13 protein-coding genes are annotated in these 16,392 nt (G+C 39.7%); 8 read left to right on the top strand and 5 right to left on the bottom strand.

Features of this window, described 5'->3' with window-relative positions; translation table 11 throughout:
- Nucleotides 1-27 precede the first annotated feature (27 nt).
- A complete protein-coding gene (locus PN497_RS06555) occupies nucleotides 28-798 on the bottom strand; it encodes a response regulator transcription factor (protein WP_096570114.1) in 771 nt (256 codons plus the stop codon).
- 475 nt (nucleotides 799-1,273) lie between these two features.
- On the opposite strand from PN497_RS06555, the gene PN497_RS06550 reads away from it, so the two are divergent.
- Nucleotides 1,274-1,528 carry a DUF6761 family protein gene (locus PN497_RS06550; protein ID WP_096570112.1) on the top strand — a complete coding sequence of 85 codons (255 nt, stop codon included), beginning with the start codon at nucleotides 1,274-1,276 and terminating at the stop codon, nucleotides 1,526-1,528.
- 386 nt (nucleotides 1,529-1,914) lie between these two features.
- Here the strand turns inward: PN497_RS06550 and PN497_RS06545 are convergent, their stop codons facing one another.
- Nucleotides 1,915-3,477 carry an NAD(P)H-quinone oxidoreductase subunit N gene (locus PN497_RS06545; protein WP_096570110.1) on the bottom strand — a complete coding sequence of 521 codons (1,563 nt, stop codon included), beginning with the start codon at nucleotides 3,475-3,477 and terminating at the stop codon, nucleotides 1,915-1,917.
- A 257-nt stretch (nucleotides 3,478-3,734) separates the two neighbouring features.
- The gene (locus tag PN497_RS06540) at nucleotides 3,735-4,031 is read right to left on the bottom strand and encodes an RNA recognition motif domain-containing protein (protein ID WP_096570108.1); all 297 of its coding nucleotides are present in this window, start codon (nucleotides 4,029-4,031) and stop codon (nucleotides 3,735-3,737) included.
- 494 nt (nucleotides 4,032-4,525) lie between these two features.
- Between PN497_RS06540 and topA the strand changes: the two genes are divergently transcribed.
- From topA to PN497_RS06505, 7 genes are all read left to right on the top strand, one after another.
- The gene (topA, locus tag PN497_RS06535) at nucleotides 4,526-7,189 is read left to right on the top strand and encodes a type I DNA topoisomerase (RefSeq protein ID WP_096570106.1); all 2,664 of its coding nucleotides are present in this window, start codon (nucleotides 4,526-4,528) and stop codon (nucleotides 7,187-7,189) included.
- Between the two features lie 225 nt (nucleotides 7,190-7,414).
- On the top strand, nucleotides 7,415-7,552 hold the full coding sequence (locus PN497_RS06530; protein ID WP_272109814.1) for a hypothetical protein: 138 nt from the start codon (nucleotides 7,415-7,417) through the stop codon (nucleotides 7,550-7,552).
- 25 nt (nucleotides 7,553-7,577) lie between these two features.
- Nucleotides 7,578-8,027: a type II 3-dehydroquinate dehydratase gene (gene aroQ, locus PN497_RS06525; RefSeq protein ID WP_096570104.1), complete on the top strand. Its 450-nt coding sequence runs from the start codon at nucleotides 7,578-7,580 to the stop codon at nucleotides 8,025-8,027.
- Between the two features lie 69 nt (nucleotides 8,028-8,096).
- Complete coding sequence (locus tag PN497_RS06520) at nucleotides 8,097-9,011, top strand: ADP-ribosylglycohydrolase family protein (RefSeq protein WP_096570102.1); 915 nt, start codon at nucleotides 8,097-8,099, stop codon at nucleotides 9,009-9,011.
- Nucleotides 9,012-9,048: 37 nt separating this feature from the next.
- Nucleotides 9,049-11,700, top strand: a complete 2,652-nt coding sequence (locus PN497_RS06515) for an HD family phosphohydrolase (protein ID WP_096570100.1) — start codon at nucleotides 9,049-9,051, stop codon at nucleotides 11,698-11,700.
- 285 nt (nucleotides 11,701-11,985) lie between these two features.
- Nucleotides 11,986-13,152 (top strand): baeRF7 domain-containing protein, encoded by a 1,167-nt coding sequence (locus tag PN497_RS06510; protein WP_096572755.1) that lies wholly within the window; start codon nucleotides 11,986-11,988, stop codon nucleotides 13,150-13,152.
- Between the two features lie 492 nt (nucleotides 13,153-13,644).
- The gene (locus tag PN497_RS06505; RefSeq protein ID WP_096570098.1) at nucleotides 13,645-15,039 is read left to right on the top strand and encodes an aldehyde dehydrogenase; all 1,395 of its coding nucleotides are present in this window, start codon (nucleotides 13,645-13,647) and stop codon (nucleotides 15,037-15,039) included.
- 121 nt (nucleotides 15,040-15,160) lie between these two features.
- Here the strand turns inward: PN497_RS06505 and PN497_RS06500 are convergent, their stop codons facing one another.
- Both PN497_RS06500 and rpmF read right to left on the bottom strand, forming a co-directional pair.
- Entirely contained in the window at nucleotides 15,161-15,748 is a 588-nt protein-coding gene (locus PN497_RS06500; protein WP_096570096.1) for a sulfite oxidase-like oxidoreductase, read from the bottom strand.
- A gap of 292 nt (nucleotides 15,749-16,040) precedes the next feature.
- Entirely contained in the window at nucleotides 16,041-16,211 is a 171-nt protein-coding gene (gene rpmF / locus PN497_RS06495; protein WP_096570094.1) for a 50S ribosomal protein L32, read from the bottom strand.
- Nucleotides 16,212-16,392 lie beyond the last annotated feature (181 nt).

Below are 16,392 nucleotides of genomic sequence, written 5' to 3'. Positions count from 1 at the left end.
TCCCCAGTCCCCAGTCCCCAGTCCCCATCAAGTGCTTTGAGTTGCAAGGGTAGAACGCGGATTGGTAAATCTCTCTTTCGTTAACTTAGGTTGTGCAGGTGGAACAGTAGCGTTTAAAATTTCCATGTTAAATCTGTAGCCAACATTACGAATGGTTTGGATTAAACTGGGTTGACGCGGATCAAGTTCCACCTTTTTCCGCAATGATAAAACGTGAGTATCAATAGTCCGGGGATTATCAATAGCATCTGGCCAAGCACGACGCAGTAACTCTGACCTACTCAAAGGTACTCCACCCGCCTGGGCTAAAACATAAAGTAAACTAAATTCCTGGGGTGTTAAATCAATAAACTCCCCTTGAAAACGGACTCGGCGCTGTACTAAATCAATTTGTAAACTGCCATAATCCAAATAAGCTGGTGCAGTTGGTATGCGTTTACGGCGAATTAGTGCTTCTACCCGCGCCAAAAATTCCTGCATTCCAAAAGGTTTGCTTAAATAATCATCTGCTCCAGCTTTTAAACCGGCGACAATATCCGCTTCATTATTGCGAGCAGATAACATGAGAATTAAAGGCTGATCCTGACGATTTAACCAATGACAAAATTCGATACCGTCACCATCTGATAAGTCCGCATCGAGAATAACCAGGGTTGGCTGATGACTTAAAAACACTTCCCTTGCTTGGTAAATACTGGCGGCTTGATGTACTCTGTATTCCAGTTGTTGCAAGTGCCAACCCAGCAACGACCTCAGATGGGGATTCCCCTCAACAATTTCAATACAAACCGATCCCACAGTTGCAAGACCCCTTAGCGTCGATGATTTTCAAATTAACAATCTCAGGCTCAAGGTTTTGTAGTTTTTGTTACTTCAGTTGATATTATCTTTACATTTGCTCAAAGAAAACCTTACAAGAAATTTAGATAAATTTAATTTTGGACGTGGTTATAAAGATTCTGTTTGTGCTTATGTCTGAGAATTAACCAAAATTTCCTTTGCTTGACCATCCAACTTAAAAAGTATAGTAAACTGGAAAAACAAACCTGCAAAATCTATCTATTGAGTGAGAGGCTAAGTTACAAGGACAGTTTTAGATAACAATCCTACAATCAAATTTTGTAAATAGGATTTGTTCATGCTTACAGCTTTGGGGGGTCTGACCCAACGTCTAAATATTAACTTTGGGTTAATACTAAAGAAGGAAGTCATACTTCTCTTTCAAGCGTGAATCATATACAATTCTCATTTTTTAGAGATTAACACGGCAGTTATGCTCCAAGACACACAAACCATTCGCTATTACCAAAAACTGACTGACGCCTTCGTCGAGTTATGGAATCGCGGCTATCGTATGGATGATATGCGGATGTATTTGGATGGATTTTTAGCCGCACTGCGACAAAGTAACGCTATAGAACCCTATCTGATCCACCGTTTAGAGGAAGAAGCAAACCGTTACTTATACGATGGCTCAAACTTTGCAATGGTACAACCAGAACCAGAGCGGCAGCACGGATATTACTAAACCACCCTAGAGGGTTTTTAGTTACTTACCTCCATTATCGTCGCTGATCATAGCATAATTTTTGCCTTGGTCAACTGTATCCGATGGTATGATATTTGTTGTAAATAATTTATTGACTGTATTGAAAAAGTTTATCCCCTTGGCATTATGCGGCTAAGGGGATTTTTGGTAAGAGGCAGGGGGTAGGGGATCAGAGGAGTAGGTTTTTAATATTATCTGTTGAGGCAGGATCTGGAAGACAAGCAGGGAAAGTAGACAAGGAAGATTTTATGCGAGTTAATTTTTATAATTTTTTTTGTCAGAAAATTAAACAATCATAATTCTGAACTTCTGAACTCCTTAAAAAAATGGGCAATGAGTTAATCACCCATCACCCATTAATCAAACTACAATTTCTCTGCTGCCTCAGTAACAATTACGCTTGCTTGTGTATTCGCAACTTTTGCTGCTTGCAAAATCGGAGTATTCGCAACAGAATTATTAGCTAAAGTAAACAAAGGATTTGACAAAATACCGGATATAGTTGTAGCAATTAAAGTTGCTATCAACCCAACTTGTAAAGGTCTAAAACCAGGTAAATTCCAACGTACTTGAGGATAATTCTTCACTACGTCGGACATTTCTTGTGGTTCTTTGACTACCATCATTTTCACTACACGAATGTAGTAATAAATGGAAACAACGCTAGTCACTAAACCTAGCAATACTAACCAATAAAGGCCAGCTTGCCAACCTGCCCAAAATAGGTAAATCTTCCCAAAAAACCCTGCTAATGGGGGAATACCACCCAAGGATAAGAGAGAGATACTTAAACCTAGTGTAAGCAGTGGGTCTTTTTGATACAAACCAGAGTATTCAGCAATTTGATCTGTACCTGTCCGCAGAGAGAAGAGAATAACGCAGATAAAACCGCACAGGTTCATAAACAGGTAAACTAGCAAGTAAAAAATCATGCTGGAATAACCTGCATCTGTACCAGCGATTAAGCCAATCATCACAAAGCCGGCTTGGGCAATGGATGAATAAGCTAACATCCGTTTCATGCTGGTTTGAGCCAGGGCAACCACGTTACCCAAAATCATACTCAAGACTGCCAGGGCGGTGAAAACAAATCTCCACTCGTCTGCAACGACGGGGAAAACTACGGTTAACAAGCGGATAGCTAAAGCAAAACCGGCTGCTTTAGAACCGACGGATAGAAAAGCGATTACTGGGGTGGGAGCGCCTTCATAAACGTCTGGTGTCCACTGGTGGAAGGGTGCAGCGGAGATTTTAAAACCCACACCAGCAATAACGAAAACAAGAGCAATGACTAAACCTAGAGATTGACCTACATTTGCTGTAGCGATACCGTTAGCGATCGCACTCAGTTCCGTTTGTCCACCGGATAAACCATACAACAATGATACACCGTATAAAAATACGGCTGTGCTGGAAGCTCCAATTAACAGGTATTTCAGCGCAGCTTCATTAGAACGGGGGTCACGCTTAGTATAACCTGTTAACAAATAAGAGGAAATACTCAGGGTTTCTAGGGAGATGAAAATCATCACCAACTCACTAGCACCGGAGACAAACATTCCTCCCAAGGTAGCTGTTAATAAAATAGCGATAAATTCGGCTAGAGCAGTACCACTTTGCTCTACATAGCGAATAGACATCAAGACGGTGACAGCGGCAGATAGAGCAATGATACCGCGAAAGACAATACTCAAATCATCAGCGTTAAAGCCACCAGTAAAACCGATAGGATTGGTAGAATCCCATTGAAAGTATAGGGCGACAATCGCGGCGAATAAACCAGCGATCGCCAGATATCCGATCCAGCGAGAAGATGTGCGCCCCAAAATCAAATCCACAATCAAAACCCCCAAGAGGGTGAGAATCACAATTCCCTCTGGTAGAATAGTTCCCGCATTCAACTGGGATGCAATATTAGCAAAATCCATGAGATGTATAGGTTTTGGTGATTAGAGATTAAGGCTAACTGAGTTCATTCTATCTATAGTTATTCACCAAAATTGCATTTATCAATTGATAATTGACAATTGACAATTGACAATTGTTTTATTCCAGGTTTTAAACCTCTCCCCTTACCCGGTAAAAAAAGAAAAAAATGTCAGTCCTAACCAATAAAAACAAACAGTCCAGTAATCTACTGAACTGCCAAAATTGTGATAAATATATAACAGTTAACAGTCAACTGTTAATAGCCACCGCTATTTTTGCCCCAATTACCACCACTACGACCACCTTTCTCCTCTTTTGGTCGAGCCTTATTAACTTTCATTACACGCCCCATCCATTCAGCACCGTCTAAAGCTTGAATAGCTGCCTCTTCCTCGGCGGCGGTTTCCATTTCTACAAAACCAAAGCCTCGTACGCGGCCAGTTTCCCGATCTGTGGGTAACTGAACTCGTTTAACAGTACCGTAGTCAGCAAATACTTTACTTAGGTCTTCTTGTGTGACCTTGTAGGATAGGTTCCCTACGTAGATTGACATGAAACTCTCCAGAATCCATTGATGCAGAGATGTCTATCCGTCGAGCCGCTTGAACTTGAAATTATTGCTAACCGCAAGCACCGTATCGTCGAACTTATTTCTCTAATTCTCCCCTATGCTAACATATTTGCCAAATAGGCAAGGCTTAATCTGGCTATTATGGTTATTTATGATGAAATATGGTAAATATCACAAGCACTTATGATAATCAATAAAGTTTGTAACAGACTGGGGTGAATTGATGGTACTGATTCGCCAATTATGCCTCAGATAAGTTAAAGATGGAAATACCAGGTAATTGATTTTTGGCAGTTGCTTGTTTAAATCTCCAAAGCAGCACTGCACCTGAAGTTGAGAGCAATTTTCCCCTTTTGGGGCAATTTGTGTCAGGATGAAATCACTGCTTAGGCGTGATATTTGATCTTGACATCTCGCCAAAATTATCTCAACTTGACTGTTTAGCTTCACAGCTATTCTTTTTTTTTGAAATTTCCATGTCAACTCTCGTCATCGTCGAATCTCCAACCAAAGCTCGCACCATTCGCAACTACCTGCCAAAAGACTATCAGGTAGAAGCTTCAATGGGTCACGTCCGTGACCTACCCCAGTCAGCTAGTGAAATTCCTGCTGCTGTCAAAGGGGAAAAATGGGCGCAGCTTGGGGTAAATATAGAAGCCGACTTTGAACCGGTGTATGTTGTCCCCAAAGATAAAAAGAAAGTTGTCACCCAGTTAAAAGATGCCCTAAAAAATGCCGATGAATTAATATTGGCAACTGACGAAGACCGGGAAGGCGAAAGCATCAGTTGGCACTTATACCAATTGCTGAAACCCAAAGTGCCGACAAAGCGCATGGTGTTTCATGAAATTACCCAGGACGCGATTAAAAAAGCTTTAAAACAATGCCGCGAAATTGATGAACAAGTAGTTCGCGCCCAAGAAACCAGACGCATTTTAGATCGACTGGTCGGATATACCCTATCACCTTTGCTGTGGAAAAAAATCGCCTGGGGACTTTCTGCGGGTCGAGTGCAGTCTGTGGCGGTGCGGTTGTTGGTAAATAAGGAACGTCAACGCCGAGCTTTTCATGAAGGTACATATTGGGATTTAAAAGCCAGTCTCTTACATGAAAAAACATCATTTAGCGCCCAATTAATTACCCTGGGAGGCACGAAAATTGCCACAGGTAGCGATTTTGACCCTGCAACCGGACAAATAGCTGCTGGACGCAATGTGGTGTTATTAAATGAGGAACAAGCTTTAGCACTTCAGGAGCGTTTGCAGGACAAAACCTGGACTGTGGCCGATATGGAAGAACGTCCAGTCACTCGTAAACCCGCACCACCCTTTACCACTTCGACGCTGCAACAAGAATCTAACCGTAAACTGCGTCTTTCCGCACGGGATACAATGCGAATTGCTCAAAATTTGTACGAGCAAGGGTATATTACCTATATGCGGACTGATTCGGTGCATTTGTCAGATCAGGCGATCGCCGCTGCTCGCAGTTGTGTAGAACAAAAGTACGGTAAGGAATATCTCAGCCCCCAACCCCGACAATACACTACCAAATCCAAAGGCGCACAAGAAGCACACGAAGCCATCCGCCCTGCTGGTAGCACTTTCCGCACTCCCCAAGAAACTGGTTTAAGCGGACGAGAATTTGCAGTTTATGATTTAATTTGGAAGCGTACCGTTGCTTCACAAATGGCTGACTCTCGCCAAACTCAAATTACTGTACAATTGCAAGTTGAAGATGCGGGTTTTCGTTCCTCTGGTAAGCGGATAGATTTTCCTGGTTATCTCCGCGCCTACGTCGAAGGGTCCGATGATCCAGAAGCAGCATTAGAAGACCAAGAGGTAATTTTACCAGCCCTGAAAGTTGGCGATCATCCTACCTGTGCAGAACTAGAAGCAATAGGACATGAAACCCAACCCCCCGCTAGATATACTGAAGCAAGTTTGGTAAAAACCTTGGAAAGTGAAGGTATTGGTCGTCCTAGTACCTACGCCAGCATTATTGGTACAATCATCGACAAAGGTTATGCTCAGTTGGTGAATAATGCTTTAATTCCTACTTTTACAGCCTTTGCTGTCACCGACTTACTAGAAAAACACTTCCCCGATATTGTTGATCCAGGCTTCACCTCGAAAATGGAGCAAACCCTGGATGATATTGCTACAGGTGAAGCTCAATGGCTACCCTATCTCCAGAAATTTTATCTCGGAGAACAAGGTTTAGAAACCTTGGTGAAAGAACAGGAAAATCAAATTGATCCCACTAAAGCTAAAACAGTAGAATTAGAAAACTTAAATGCTAAAGTCCGCATTGGTAAATTTGGTCCTTACATTGAAGTAGATAATGGTGATGGAGTGGTGACAGCTTCCATTCCTAAAGACCTCACACCCGCTGATTTAGATCCCAAACAGGTAGAAGTCCTGCTCAGACAAAAAACAGTAGGACCTGATCAAGTGGGACGACATCCCGAAACAGGTGAACCAATTTATGTGAAGATTGGCACTTATGGACCTTATGTACAGTTGGGTGACAAAACCGAGGAAAACCCCAAACCTAAACAAGCTTCCCTTCCCAAAGGAGTCACACCAGAAAATCTGACTTTAGAGATGGCTGTGGGTTTGTTGGCACTCCCCCGACTCTTGGGCGAACATCCACAAACAGGGGCAAAAATTAAAGCTAGTTTAGGAAGATTTGGACCTTATGTAGTTCATGATCAGGGTAAAGAAGGTAAAGATTACCGTTCTTTAAAAGCAACTGATGATGTATTGACAATTTCCCTGGAACGTGCATTAGAGTTATTCGCAGAACCAAAAAAGGGGCGCAGTTCTAGCAGCAGTAAATCTAAAGCCGCTTTAAGAGAATTGGGGATACATCCCGATGATGATGCACCTGTAAATATTTACGAAGGTCCCTATGGTCATTATATTAAGCACGGCAAAACTAATGTAGGTCTACCGGAAGGTAAGACAGTAGAAAATATTACCCTGTCAGAAGCATTAGAATTGTTGCAAGCTAAAGCATCTACTAAATCTACACGCAAAACCACTAGCAAAACCAGTAAAACAACTACTGCTAAAACTAAATCAACTACTACTAAATCATCTACCAGTAGCAGCAAGAAAAAACAAGCATCAAATTAGAGACTAAAGGGATGGGAAATTACGAAATTTTACCTCTTACCCATTCCCTGATCATTGTGATAATCTAATAAGTAAGGAAGGACACAAAACCAAATTTTCACTTGGTTTAAGTCTGGAAACACAGGAATCTATCAACTTGATAAGAAACGAAAAAAGCTACAAATAGCCAGTTTCTATGATCCTGTTAGTTAAATTTGAGGTAGTATCTCAGGAGCGTTCAGTTAAATGGACTATATAGACAAGGTACTGGAAAAGCTGAAAGAATTAGCGCGGAAGCTAGTTGAAGCGTTACTAGATCCCGAAGCTGAACCCGAACCGGAACTAATTCCGATTCCTGTGAATGAACGCTCCCGTCGTCGCTAATGACCTGAAGATATTGGAGTGAACTTTGCTGCCTTTAAGTATTTTAGTGCTGCATGGACCTAACCTCAATTTGTTGGGACAGCGAGAACCGGGTATTTACGGTTCTCTCACCCTAGAGGAAATTAACCGCCTATTAGCAGCAGAAGCCCAGAAATTAACGGCGAAAGTTACGCCTTTGCAGTCAAATCATGAAGGTGTTTTGATAGATACAATTCACGGGGCATTAGGACAACACGAGGGAATTATAATTAATGCCGGGGCATATACCCATACCAGTGTAGCTTTACGAGATGCGATCGCTGCTGTAAATTTACCCACAGTAGAGGTACATCTAAGCAACATTTACCGCCGAGAGGATTTTCGTCATCATTCTTATATTGCCCCAGTGGTAATAGGCCAAATTAGTGGCTTTGGTGTCCAAAGTTATTTGTTGGGTTTACAGGCATTGGTGAATCATTTAAGACTGAAAAATTAACAGGAGTCAGCAGCGGAATTTCTGTTTTTATCTTCCCAATCACCAGTCACCAGTCACCAGTCACCAATTATGCGTTATTCTCTCGTCAATCGGGTTAGAGGTATTTTCCTGGGAGCATTGTTAGGAGAAATTTTAGCTACTCAGAATGTTAGTGATTTAGAGGAAATTGCGGTTCTGGGTAGTAAAAGTTTAATTAAATTAGGTAAATTAGATGCAGAAGACTGGTTAAAGTGTTACAAACAAGCATCCTTGGATGTAGGAAATACTGATCATGCTTGGGGAAAAATAATTTTAGCCACCTTGCCAGTAGCAATTTTTTTTCACGAAGATACTGTTAAACTTAAATATAACCTGCTGCAATTATTACAAATTTGGGATGCTAACCCAGTAGTGAGAGATGCAGCTTTAGTTTTAGGATATGCGATCGCCAAATCTCTGACAGAAAAACTTGATCCTTCCACGCTCATTCCCGAAACGATGGATTTTTTGGGAGAAAGCAAGACACAAATACCACAAAATTTATTAAAAGTCAATACTTTATTAGAGCAAGGAGCAGGATTAGCACAAGCGCAAACTGAATTTAGTAAGCAAGACAAATTCAGTAACAATATTGCCTTAGCCTTTTACTGCTTTTTGAGTACCTTAGAAGATTTCCGATTGACAGTTTTGCGAGCTAAGAGCAATTTAAGAGAGCAAAACTCTTGGTGTTGTGCTTTGGCAGGAGCTTTATCAGGGGCATATAACAGCATAGAGGGGATTCCTGTTAATTGGCAAGTTGTATTATCAGCCTTTAATCAGCCAGTATGGGGCATGAGTAGCTGTTATGTGATGTTAGAATTAGCTGATACTCTTGTAGCAGTCTGGTCAGGTGTGTATAATATTAGTCCAAATATCCAGGAGTTGACAAAAGAAGGATGTAAGATAAATTGGGAATTGGTTCCACTTTCCGTTTTTGCAGCACCTCGTGTAATTCGCCCGCGTTGAAAAATCAAAAGTAAAAGGTGTCAAAAAATCACTCACAATGAAAACGCAGCGATTTTTGCAGTCCTTGGCCAAGCAATTGAGACAATGGCGGCGACAGTACAAAGTGTTATGCCGGAAAAGAAAGTGGCTTGGTTCGGTGAGCAGTTCCCAAAATCAAAGCCGTCATCAAAAACTTTTCAGGACTATTATCAAAAATCTACTGCTGTATTTATTACCTACCAGTGAGGAAGGTGGACATCTACAAGGTAGAAAAGCTCCTCAATCAACACCAAAATCCTGGAAACGTAATCATGGTATTTATGCCGTTGTTTTCAACTGGGTACACCAACAGCGTTATACGGTGATTTTATTCATTGCTGTGGTATCTTTAACAGGTGTTATAGGTCATGAATTATACAACCAGCCCCAGATGAAAATCGGGACTTTTGCCCCACAAACATTTATTGCTCCCTATTCTGCCAGTATTGAAGACCGAGAACAAACAGAAGCAGAACGCAAAGCAGCACAGGAAAAATCTCACCCTGTATTGATGATCAATACCCAGAAAAATGAGCAAATTAAAGAAAATTTGCGCCAACTGCTGGAAGATGGCGATGAAATTCGTGATATCACTGAACCTTTTCCTTTTTTCGATGTTTCTATCTTGCCTATTCCCACCCAGCAATATCTTCGTTCTTGTTTAGAATCGGAATGGGAACAGCTAAAACAAGCTTTAGAAAATCATCAAAAAGAAAATAAGTCAATGCCTAAGTTCAGGACAGCAGACAGACATCAATTTTCTCGGTCTGTGCCTAGTCCTGTATCAACATTATCAACAAATGCAACTACTAAGGAAAGCAAGACTAGCAAAAATAATTTTGACCAGACATTAGCAGAACTAAAAGCTTACAGTGTCACTAACTCAGAAAAAAATCTATCTTTACTGGTTGCCCAAATATCTCAAGTGAGAGAAAAATATGGTCAAGCTATTGCCAAACTGTTACAGATGGAGGCGGAACGAAAAAAACCAGTATATGGGCAAACTGGGTTTTTGGATCTGTCAGATGACGACTGGAAAATAGCAAAAACGGGAATCAAACAAAGTGCAGAAAGGATACTTGCTCAAGGCATAGCTCCAGGATTACCCCCTAGTATCTTACAGGATGCAGTGAGTCTACAAGTACAAATTTCTGTACCAGGTGAAGCGGAATCCTTAGCCACTAAAGTATTGTTGGTTGTATTACGACCAAATCTGCAAACAGATGCAGAAAAAACCCAACAACAGGCACAACTGGCCGCAGAGCAAGTTCCATCTGTGATCAAAAAGGTGAGACGAGGAGAAGTGATTGTCAAGAAAGGTGAAAAGATTACACAATGGACATTTGATGTCCTGGATTATTATCACCTGAATCGCCGAGAGGTGAATTGGCTGGGTTTGATGGGTTTAGCCGGTTTGGTGAGTGCGGCTATAGGTGTTTTTGTTTGGGCAGAAAGGCGAGTTGGTAGTCATTTGCGAGCAAGCGATCGCCTGTTGATATTATTACTAACTTTGAGTATTCCTAGTGTCTTGGCAATTGGTGTGCCTTATGCTACCTGGATCGCCATTGGTTTATTGTTAGGAAGCTTTTACGGCGGTACTTTGGGCGTGACAGTTGTGGGCTTATTGTCGCTAATATTACCAATCAGCATAGAAATTAGTAAGATTGGTCTGGTAGCTGGTGCTTCTGGCGGAATTTTAAGTAGTTATTTAGCTCAAAGGTTCAAATCCCGCGAAGAATTGGCATTATTAGGTATTGTTATTGCTTTAACTCAAGGTAGTATTTATTTAATCCTGAATTTACTGGCTGGTGCTGCATTCGTTTCTGCTTGGTATATGGTTCTGCAAGATGCGCTGTTATTTGGTTTATCTGGTTTGGCTTGGAGTATTATCGCCTTGGGTTTAAGTCCGTATTTAGAAAAGTTGTTTGATTTAATTACACCCATCCGCTTGGCAGAACTAGCTAACCCTAACCGTCCTTTGTTAAAGCGCCTGGCTACGGAAACTCCGGGAACTTTCCAACATACTTTATTTGTGGCCACTTTGGCGGAAACTGCGGCGAAAAAACTGCGCTGTAATGTTGAATTGGTTAGGGCTGGTACATTATACCATGATATTGGCAAAATGCACGACCCTTTAGGATTTATTGAAAATCAAATGGGTGGACCAAATAAACATGAGACAGAAATTAAAGATCCTTGGAAAAGTGCAGCAATTATTAAAAAGCACGTAACTGAGGGTTTAATGATGGCGAAAAAGCATAGTTTACCGACTGCGATTCAAGCTTTTATTCCTGAACATCAAGGAACAATGGCGATCGCCTATTTTTATCACCAAGCCCAACAAATTGCTAAAGATAACCCTAGTATTATAGTAGATAAAGCTGATTTTTGCTATGATGGACCAATTCCTCAATCTAGAGAAACAGGAATTGTCATGTTAGCGGATTCCTGTGAAGCAGCGTTGCGAAGTTTGAAAGATGCCACAGCAGAACAAGCATTAAATATGTTGAATAATATTATTCGTGGTAAATGGCAAGAAGGGCAATTAGTAGATTCTGGTTTGACTAGAGAGGAAATGTCAAAGATTGCTTTAATCTTTGTGGAAGTTTGGCAACAATTTCATCATAAACGGATTGCATATCCTAAGTCAAAAGCTAGTAATGATAATTGATAATTGATAATTGATAATTGATAATTGGTAATAAGAATCTATCAAAAGAAAGACATAAAAAATAAAAAAAAATAGATAATTTCTTATCAAAAGAAAGATGCAGAAATAATGCGTCAGAGGTTGAAATAAAGATATAGCCGTTGACAGGATGGTTAGGACATCAATTGATAATGATGATAATGAAACTCCCACTACAAGAGGGCAACCACAGGGGGTTTGCCCCTACTGACTGACTCCTGCTATACATTCTCAAAACCTACTTATTGACGTGGAATGAATAATAATATGGCATTTTTATCTATTGATGAACTCAAAATATTAGTAGAAAATCCCCAATCTCCATCTGTATCTATATATATGCCTACGCAAAAAGCAGGGGCAGAAATTCGCCAAAATCCTATTCGCTTCAAAAATTTAATGCGGTCAGCAGAAGAACGTTTAGAAGCAATGGGTATCAGACATACCGAAGTTCTTGATTTTCTGCAACCTGCTAGAGAATTAGATAGGGGTGATTTTTGGGAACACCAAAATCAAGGATTAGTAATTTTTATTTCCCAAAATTTCTTGCGCTACTATTGTTTACCAATTGAATTTCCGGAATTAGTTGTAGTTGATGAACAATTTCACCTCAAGCCATTACTGCATTTTATTAACAATGATGGAAAATTTTATGTTTTGGCTTTGAGTCAAAAAGATGTAAAATTGTTTGCAGGTACAGGGCATAGTTTGAAAGAAGTGGAAGTAGAAAATATGCCACATCGTCTAGAAGAAACTCTTCTAGAAGACGAGTTACAAAAAGGTGTTCAGCACAGAATTGGTACACCCAGAGGAAGAACCTCTGCTGCTCAACATCCAGGTTCATTTCATGGACAAGGTAGCCCTGATCGAGAGAAACATGAAGATGATATTTTACAATTTTTTTACGCTGTTGATGAAGCATTACATGAAAAATTAAGGGATGAAAAAGCGCCCTTAGTGTTAGCAGGAGTAGAATATTTATTCCCGATTTACCAAGCTGCAAATACCTATCCCTATTTCTTAGACGAAAGCATTAATGGCAATCCAGAACTTCTCAATTTACAACAATTACATGATGAAGCTTGGCGAATTGTTGCACCTTCATTTCAACAAAATAAAAAAGCAGCAATAGAACTTTATGAACAATTAGCTGGTGAAGAAACAGGAAAAGCTGTTAGTGATATTAAAGAAATTATTCCGGCGGCTTTTTATCACCGAGTTGATTCTTTATTAGTATCTATAGATGAGCAGAAATGGGGAAAATTTGATCCTGAAAATACGACTGTGGATTTGCACACCGAACCAGAACCAGATGATCAAGATATGTTAGATTTTGCGGCTGTGCATACACTATTAAATGGTGGCAAAGTTTATACTCTTGAATCAGAAGAAATGCCAAATGGGGCAAAAGTGGCGGCAATTTTGAGATATTAAAGTGTAAGCATTCAGCCGTCAGCAAGAAAGAAAAAAACCATCAAAAACCATCAATTGTCCATTGATAAATTGCTGTCATTAACACTGGTGTAATTTGACAAAACTCATACCCAATACCCAGATCCCCGACTTCTTAAAGAAGTCAGGGATCTATATTGTTTATCGGTACAAATACAGGTAATCTAAGAAAGGTTGAATTTACCTTGATAGCTATCCTATGACAGCAAAATCTCCTCGCACGGGCAAAATAACCGCAGCCACACATAAAACTCTCTGAAACTCTCTTTCCTTTGTGTACTTTGCGTTCTTTGCGGTTCAATCATAGAGCAATTTCCGGTGTAATGAGGTATACTATGGGCAGACTGCCACAAAAGTTTTATTATGATGATTTGTACCTCATAACAATGAAATCTGCTGTATCAAGCAATAGGATAATTTTCTATTTTGATATAAAAATCAACTTACACATTTTGGATAATCCCGATAATTACCATGATAAACGAATATTCAATTAGTGAACTTGTCAAACAACAACGTACCTATTTTGCTACAAATCAAACTCAAGAAATTGATTTTCGTCAGCAACAACTTGTCGTCCTGAAACAATTAATAATTAATCATGAACCAGAAATTATTCAAGCATTACAAGCAGATTTACATAAACCAGAATTAGAAGCTATTACTTCAGAAATTATTTTAACAACTAAAGAAATTGAATTTGCTATCAAGAACCTGAAAAAATGGACTAAACCCAAAAAAGTAGGAGTTCCTTGGCAACTATTACCAGCTTCAGCCAAAATTCAACCAGAACCCCTGGGAATAGTGTTAATTATTGGTGCTTGGAATTATCCATTTCAGTTAGTAATTGTACCTTTAATTGGTGCGATCGCATCGGGAAATTGTGCCATTCTCAAACCTTCAGAAATTGCCACCCATACCTCTAAACTCATAGCTGAACTGATTCCTAAATATTTTCCTGAAGAATATATTGCTGTAGTGGAAGGAGGTATAGAAACCTGTCAAAAACTACTCACAGAAAAATTCGATCATATCTTTTTTACAGGTAGCACTCATGTAGGTAAAATCATCATGGCTGCTGCTGCCAAAAATCTCACACCCGTAACATTAGAATTAGGTGGAAAAAACCCCTGCATTGTTGATGTTGATATTCATTTAGAACATACAGCTAGAAGAATTATTTGGGGTAAATTTATCAATGCTGGACAAACTTGTATTGCTCCAAATTATATCTTAGTCGATAAAAGAATCAAAGATAAATTATTAGTTAATTTAGAAAAATGCCTCAAAGAATTTTATGGTGAACATCCAGAAACCAGCCCAGATTATGCCAGGATAATTAATCAAAACAACTTTGATAGATTGGTTAATTTATTGCAAAATTTATTGCAAGATGGTGAAATTCTCATTGGTGGAGAAACCAAAGCAAGTGAATTATATATTGCTCCCACAATTATTAATAATGTTTCCTTTACAGATCCGATCATGCAGGAAGAAATTTTTGGTCCCATCCTGCCAATAGTTGAATATACAGACATTGAAGAAGCTATCACTGGGATTAATTCTCAACCAAAACCCTTAACTTTATACTTATTTTCTCAAAACAAAAACCTACAACAGAAAATTTTACAAACAACATCCTCTGGTGCAGTTTGTCTGAATGAAACAGTCATTCATTTTACTGTACCATCTTTACCATTTGGTGGTGTAGGTAATAGTGGGATTGGTAGTTATCATGGTAAAGCTAGTTTTGATACTTTTTCCCATTACAAAAGTGTTCTCAAAAATCCCTTTTGGTTAGACATAAAATTAAGATATCCTCCCTACAAAGGCAAATTGTCAATATTAAAGCAACTTCTTAAATTCTGAACTATAGCAGGAGTCAGAAGAATTTTAGATTTTAGATTTTAGATTGGATTCATGAAATACAATCCAAAATCCAAAATCCAAAATCCAAAATCCAAATTGTATCCCCAGTCACCAGTCACCCCTAATTACTATACCTTTCTTGCGCCCAAGGTTCACCCCGACGGTGATAACCGTTTTGTTCCCAAAAACCTAATTCTTCCTGTTCTAAAAACTCTAAACCATTGATCCACTTTGCACTTTTCCAAGCATAAAGATGGGGAACAACTAGCCGCATCGGTCCACCATGTTCTGCGGGTAATGGTTCATCAAATAATTTAATAGCAAAGAAATTTTCTTCTCTGACAAAATCTTGAATACTAATATTTGTGGTGTAACCACCATAGCAATGTTCCATAATATGAGCAGCTTTGGGATCTACTTCCAGCAAACTCATAAAATCTGTCACTTTAATCCCAGTCCATTTAACATCAAGTTTTGTCCAATGGGTGACACAATGAAAATCGGCTGTAAATTCATATTGGGGTAATGCTAGAAAATCTGACCATTTAAACACAGTCGGTTTTACCAAACCCCAAACGCGAAACTCCCATTCCTCAATACTGACTTGGGGAGTTGCACCATAAGTTAAAACCGGAAAACCTTTAGCTAAATGTTGGCCAGGAGGAACTTTTGCACTTTCTTCTGGACTTGGTTTCTGAAAAAATTTCATTAGACATCTCCAAAAAAGAAATTATGGAACCTATTTATGGGGGCAGGTCGAAGCTTATGGGATATTTAGATGTCTGATTTTTCCGTTAAATTATCGCCCATAAGCTTCGCCCCTACAACTTATGACAAATTAATACATTCTATTTTGGAGAGGTCTATTATATTGCCTCCTGGAAACATCCGCTATTAACGCGCAGCGTCTAGCGGGTAGTAGTTGATTTTATCTATCAGCAAAGCAAAGAAAAAGCACTCCCATAACTGCGCGGTTGGTGCTTTTCCTGTGCAAAAGATGATTACTCTTCTTCTTCTTCTTCAGCAGTGGGATAGACGAACTTAGAACGTCCAGACAAAATTGATTTGCCCAAAGAAAGAGCTTTTTGAGCTTCCACAACAGCCTTATGTCTCCAGGTAGCGCGGCGCTTGTCTCGTTTAGATTTGGATGTTTTCTTCTTAGGAACAGCCATGATAGCGGATATCGTGATTCTTGACAACCTTTTTATTCTAAGCGATCAATTGACAATTTTCGCCTTTCTCAAAAACAAAGGGAATTGGTGATTGGTGATTGGTGATTGGTGATTGGTGACTGGTGACTGGTGATTGGTGACTGGTGACTGGTGACTGGTGACTGGTGACTGGGTTATTAAC

Source organism: Sphaerospermopsis kisseleviana CS-549 (assembly GCF_028329225.1).
Classification (GTDB): domain Bacteria; phylum Cyanobacteriota; class Cyanobacteriia; order Cyanobacteriales; family Nostocaceae; genus Sphaerospermopsis; species Sphaerospermopsis kisseleviana.
Note: the sequence above shows the minus strand (reverse complement) of the source record. Positions and strands in the feature narration are given on the sequence as shown.

What these genes read in the sequence shown, in the direction of transcription:
- PN497_RS06550 (WP_096570112.1), top strand. Translation starts at nt 1,274, where the DNA reads ATGCTCCAAGACACACAAACCATTCGCTATTACCAAAAACTGACTGAC.
- PN497_RS06545 (WP_096570110.1), bottom strand. Translation starts at nt 3,477, where the DNA reads ATGGATTTTGCTAATATTGCATCCCAGTTGAATGCGGGAACTATTCTA.
- PN497_RS06540 (WP_096570108.1), bottom strand. Translation starts at nt 4,031, where the DNA reads ATGTCAATCTACGTAGGGAACCTATCCTACAAGGTCACACAAGAAGAC.
- topA (WP_096570106.1), top strand. Translation starts at nt 4,526, where the DNA reads ATGTCAACTCTCGTCATCGTCGAATCTCCAACCAAAGCTCGCACCATT.
- PN497_RS06530 (WP_272109814.1), top strand. Translation starts at nt 7,415, where the DNA reads ATGGACTATATAGACAAGGTACTGGAAAAGCTGAAAGAATTAGCGCGG.
- PN497_RS06520 (WP_096570102.1), top strand. Translation starts at nt 8,097, where the DNA reads ATGCGTTATTCTCTCGTCAATCGGGTTAGAGGTATTTTCCTGGGAGCA.
- PN497_RS06515 (WP_096570100.1), top strand. Translation starts at nt 9,049, where the DNA reads ATGAAAACGCAGCGATTTTTGCAGTCCTTGGCCAAGCAATTGAGACAA.
- PN497_RS06510 (WP_096572755.1), top strand. Translation starts at nt 11,986, where the DNA reads ATGGCATTTTTATCTATTGATGAACTCAAAATATTAGTAGAAAATCCC.
- PN497_RS06505 (WP_096570098.1), top strand. Translation starts at nt 13,645, where the DNA reads ATGATAAACGAATATTCAATTAGTGAACTTGTCAAACAACAACGTACC.
- PN497_RS06500 (WP_096570096.1), bottom strand. Translation starts at nt 15,748, where the DNA reads ATGAAATTTTTTCAGAAACCAAGTCCAGAAGAAAGTGCAAAAGTTCCT.
- rpmF (WP_096570094.1), bottom strand. Translation starts at nt 16,211, where the DNA reads ATGGCTGTTCCTAAGAAGAAAACATCCAAATCTAAACGAGACAAGCGC.